At 45.2% G+C, this 2,591-nt stretch carries 2 protein-coding genes; both read right to left on the minus strand.

The annotated features are described in order from the left end of the window. Positions 1-806, minus strand: an 806-nt coding sequence (locus tag Q1Y74_RS13960) for a virulence RhuM family protein (protein WP_300814898.1), incomplete at its 3' end; no start/stop codon positions are given. Next, positions 803-2,591: site-specific DNA-methyltransferase (locus Q1Y74_RS13965; protein WP_366914116.1), on the minus strand; the 1,789-nt coding region annotated here is incomplete at its 5' end. The genes Q1Y74_RS13965 and Q1Y74_RS13960, both read right to left, overlap by 4 nt.

Genomic DNA, 2,591 nt, shown 5'->3' on the forward strand with positions numbered 1-2,591 from the left:
TTTTGAATCCAGTCTTTCATATACATGGGCTGGTGCGATTTTGCCTGTAATTCCGCAAAGTCAAGATACAGGCTGACAATGCGGTTCAGCGTATCCAGTTCATCCGCTGAAAGATAGTTCTTCGCCACTTCTGCGTCTGTGCGTTTGGGTAAGGCGCCTGTCCATGATGTCAGGCCCATAAAATCTTTCTGTGCATCGGCACGTTCATAGATTATTTCTGCAGCCGTATGCCCGTGAGCCGAGAAGTGCATCTTGTTTTGCACGGTCTTGAAGAACTGTTGTGTCGCTTCTGCCCGCGGGTCATAGTCGATACTGAGCGCATAGATTTCCAATACCTTACGGTAAAATACTTTTTCCGAAGAGCGTATATCACGAATGCGGGCAAGCAATTCGTCAAAGTAATTGCCGCCTCCGGCACGCTTCAACAGCTCGTCGTTCATCGCAAATCCTTTTATCAGGTATTCGCGCAGCACTTGTGTCGCCCAGATGCGGAACTGTACGCCCCGGTGGGAATTGACACGATAACCTATACTGATTATCATGTCGAGATTGTAGAAAGCTATATTTCTTTCTACCTTGCGCTTACCTTCATTTTGAACTGTTGCAAAAAATGCAACAGTTGAATCTGCTTCTTCAAATATGTTCCTTATGTGCCTTGAAATGGTGGATTTGTTGCGTTGGAACAGTTCCGCCATTTGGTCGGCAGTGAGCCACACGGTGTCATTCGACAACGTGACTTCTATCTTCGACTGCCCGTCCGGTGTCTGATAAAGGATGATACTCCCTTTATTCATTTCCTCGCTCATACCTCTGCCTCCTCGTCTGTAAAGTTAAGCATCCCATTCTCAGGACTATTGCTACGCTCGTTTTCTTCCATTGCTTCAGGCAGGAACTTCGGTCGGCGTTTTGGCAAGACTTTTTGATATGCCTGATAGATGGCATCCGGCAAGGCGCAAAGCTGTACCTTGTCCGCCACTTCCTCAAACTCGTCATCATAGGCATAGCTGCCCGCTGAGAACACATACACCATGATTTTCTCTTTGCCCGGCTCTACTGTCTCGAGGATTTCCACGATGGCAGATATGGCCCGCTCGTCGTAGATAACAAGCATGCTCCTGTCGCCTTCTGCAAAGTAGCGGGCTATCTTCGGGTTGATATCCCGTCCGGCAAGTTTGGCTTCTTTGTAAATATCGTTCTTTATGCAAAGCAAGTCGGTAGAGGCGGCGACCAATGCGCGCATATTCCGAGGCGTACGGTCGCGCGAAATGAAGTCTGTCTTATAGTAACGCAACGTGTTGCCTGTCAGTCCCGGCACTTCTTCGCCCTTGGGGGTGGTGTAGCCTTGTATCACCCGTTTGTTGCGCTCGTAGGTCACTTCCTCGCAGATATTGTTCTCGTTGTTGGTCACGAGGATGCACTTCCTGTGCCCGCCGTCTTCGGCATTCAGTTGCATCGTAGCGTGGAGGGTTGTACCGCTGCCGGCAAAGAAGTCAAGAATGGTGGAATTTGTTTTAGAACTCAGTAGAATGAGTTTATAAATTAAATCTTTGGGCTTAGGGTTAGAAAAAATCTTTTTATTCCCAAATATATCAAACATTTCATCTGCTGCATCTTTATTAGAAACGTCACTAATTATTGAACGTATTACTCGTCCTCTTTCAGGAATACGGACTTTATGGACAACAGTATATCCTCCTTGCTTATTCTTGATAAAATCCACATTCCCTTTTGCAAGTTCAACTTTAAACGTCTCTTCGGATATTTGCCATGTTCCTTTTTTTATAATGGAGCCATCTGGACAGACAACATCATATATTATTGGATTATTTAATCCGGGACGGGATAAGGTGTCGTAATAGAATCTACCATTAGCATCTTCTTTATTGTATCTTTTTAGATATTCAGCTTCATAAGGTATTCTCCATTTTTCATCTAATGAAAATATAGAGTTTGCATAAACTAAAACATATTCATGGTCTATCGCTATGTATGCCGAGTCGTTTCCTCCTCCTTTTCTCTTTTGCCACGCAAATTCACCGACATAATTATTTTGATTAAATACCTCATCACACAACAATTTCAACTGCGCCTGTTCATTATCATCAATGGAAATAAAGATAACGCCCTTGTCCGACAGCAGCCGTTTGGCGATGCGCAGACGGCGGGACATAAACGACAGCCATTTGGAATGGCGGTAGCTGTCCTCCTTGTCCACAAACTGGTCATTATAGACAAAATCCTTGTTGCCTGTATTATACGGCGGATCAATGTAGATGACATCAATTTTTCCCTCGTGCGTATAAGCAAGGGCAGTCAGGGCTTCTAAGTTGTCCCCCTCAATAAGGATATGGTTGGGCGCATCGGCATCCTCGCTGACGATAGCCTTGCCGGCGTCTTCAATCAGCACAGGCAGTTCTTCGCGAAGCCGTTCTTCCACATCTTCGGGTTTGTCTTCCCATACCAGGCCATATTTCTTTTGCTTGCGGAGCAATTCTATCAATGCCGATTTCTCGTCGTTTGTCAGACCATCTATTCCGCGTATCTTATTTGCCAGTTCATTCCTATTCATAAACAAATCCGTGTTTCTGTTA

It is taken from the genome of uncultured Bacteroides sp., assembly GCF_949298305.1.
Lineage (GTDB): Bacteria > Bacteroidota > Bacteroidia > Bacteroidales > Bacteroidaceae > Bacteroides.